We start from the raw sequence: 2,348 nt of genomic DNA, 5'->3' as shown, positions 1-2,348 counted from the left end.
GAGGTCCCCTCCCCCGTGGCCGGGACCCTGCTGGAGATCCGGGTGCAGGAGGACGAGGACGCCGAGGTCGGCCAGGTCCTGGCGGTCATCGGCTCCGGCTCCGCCCCGTCCGGGGACAAGCCCGCCGAGAAGCCCGCCGCGGACACCTCCGCCGAGGAGAAGCCGGCGAAGCAGTCCTCCGCCGGCGGCGAGGGCTACGAGGGTTCCTCCTCCGGGAAGCAGGAGAAGGCGCCGTCCCGCGACGAGGCCATGGTCGAGACCGACGAGCCCGTGCTGGCCGACACCTCCGGGGACGAGCAGCAGGACGCCGCCCAGCGCGACGGCGCCCGCACCGAGAACGCGGAGGCGCCGACGGGCGACAACTCGTCCTACGTGACCCCGCTGGTGCGCAAGCTCGCCAAGAAGGAGGGCGTGGACCTCTCCGCGCTCACCGGCACCGGTGTGGGCGGCCGGATCCGCAAGCAGGACGTGCTCGCCGCCGCCGAGCAGCAGAAGAGCGCGGCCGCACCGGCCGCCGAGGCCCCGGCCGAGACGGCCGCGGCCGCCCCGGCGAAGGAGGCCGCCCCGGCCGCGCCGAAGGCGGACGCCAAGCGCGGGACCACCGAGAAGGCCCCGCGGATCCGGATGACGATCGCCCAGCGCATGCGCGAGTCGCTGCAGGAGGCCGCTCAGCTGACCCAGGTGACCGAGGTCGACATGACCCGGGTGGCCGTGCTGCGCGGCCGGGCGAAGGCGAAGTTCCAGGAGCGGGAGGGCGCCAAGCTCACCTACCTGCCGTTCTTCGCCAAGGCCGTGGCGGAGGCCCTGCAGGCCCACCCGAAGCTCAACGCCACCTTCAAGGAGGCCGAGAAGGAGATCGTCTACAACGGCTCGGAGAACATCGCCATCGCGGTGGACACCCCGAAGGGCCTGCTGGTGCCGGTCATCAAGAACGCCGGCGACCTCAACCTCGGCGGCCTGGCCAAGCAGATCGCGGACCTCGGCTCCCGGGCCAAGGACGGCAACATCACGCCGGACGACCTCACCGGCGGCACCTTCACGATCACGAACCTCGGGTCGTTCGGAGCCCTGTTCGACACCCCGATCATCAACCAGCCGCAGGTCGCGATCCTCGGCACGGGATCGATCGTGAAGCGCCCCATGGTGGTCTCCGACGCCGACGGCAACGACACCATCGCCATCCGCCAGATGTGCTACCTGTCGCTGACCTACGACCACCGCCTGGTCGACGGCGCGGACGCCGGCCGCTTCCTCCAGGCGCTCAAGGCGCGCCTGGAGGAGGGCCGCTTCGAGTCCGAGGTCGGCCTCTGACCGGCCCCGTGCCGGTCCACGGCCCCCGCTGAGCACCTGCGGAGGGCCGGCGGACGCCGAGAGGGCGTGTTCCTGGTCACAGGGGCACGCCCTCTCGGCGTCCGCCGGCGGCGCTCCGATAGGCTCGACGGCATGACCTTCCTGACCGGACTCCTCGTCTTCCTGCACCTCGTCGGCGCCGCGATCATCGTGGGCACCTGGATCTACACCATGAAGCGACCGACGGTGTCCCCCGGGCAGTTCCACGCCTCGCTGCTGAGCCTGGTGACCGGTCTTCTGCTCGTGGCGGTCCACGAAATGGGCGAGGCTGACGTCAACCACGCCAAGGTCGCCGTGAAGCTGCTGGTCGCCCTCGCCGTGGCGGTCGCCGCCTTCGTGGGCCAGCGGAGGACCAGGCGCGGGGAGACGGTGTCGACCGGTCTCGCCCACGCCGTGGGCGGGCTGGCGCTGATCAACATGGCGGTCGCCACCCTCTGGTGAGCCCCGCCCGCCACCGCACCATCGAGGACCGGACCCCCGGCGCTGCCCGTCAGCCCCGGGGGTCCTGCCGTGCCGGTTCCGATCCGTCCGGCTCCTGCCCGTCCGGCCCCCGTCCGTTCCGCGGCGGCCCGTCCGAGCCGGTTCCCGGCGGGGCCGTCGCCCCCGCCGCAGGTTCCACCTCGGCCAGCCGCCAGCCCTGCTCCCCGTGGACCAGCTCGACGAGGACCGTCTGCACCCATCCGTCCCCGGCCGGCACCACGGACGGGACCGTGCCCGGCCCGCTGCGGTGGCCGTCCACCCGCACCTCGGCCACCAGCACGACCCCGCCCGGCGGCGCGGACCCCGCCGGCCCGTCGCGGACGCTCTCGGCCTCGAGGACGAGGCCGGGAAAACCGCCGTCCGCCCGGGCGATGGTGTCCCGGTCCGCCGCCGCGGCCCGGGCGCCGGGGGCGTACACCTCGTCCAGCAGCCGGGCGTCACCGGTGCGCAGGGCCTCTCCCCGCCGCGCCACCAGCTCTCCCAGCGCCCGCCGGGGGTCCGCGTCCTCGACGGAGTCC

The 2,348-nt window shown here is 73.9% G+C and carries 3 protein-coding genes; 2 read left to right on the top strand and 1 reads right to left on the bottom strand.

The window, feature by feature from the left end:
- On the top strand, window positions 1–1,311 hold a 1,311-nt coding region (gene sucB, locus CRM73_RS17715), incomplete at its 5' end, for a 2-oxoglutarate dehydrogenase, E2 component, dihydrolipoamide succinyltransferase (protein WP_229588640.1).
- 132 nt (window positions 1,312–1,443) lie between these two features.
- Window positions 1,444–1,791, top strand: coding sequence for a hypothetical protein (locus tag CRM73_RS17710; protein WP_035924038.1), 348 nt, complete (start codon window positions 1,444–1,446; stop codon window positions 1,789–1,791).
- Between the two features lie 49 nt (window positions 1,792–1,840).
- Here the strand turns inward: CRM73_RS17710 and CRM73_RS17705 are convergent.
- On the bottom strand, window positions 1,841–2,348 hold a 508-nt coding region (locus CRM73_RS17705; protein WP_229588639.1), incomplete at its 5' end, for a hypothetical protein.

The organism is Kocuria sp. CCUG 69068, from assembly GCF_020833785.1.
GTDB classification, from domain to species: Bacteria; Actinomycetota; Actinomycetes; order Actinomycetales; family Micrococcaceae; genus Kocuria; species Kocuria rosea.
This window is presented reverse-complemented; position numbering and strand designations above follow the sequence as displayed.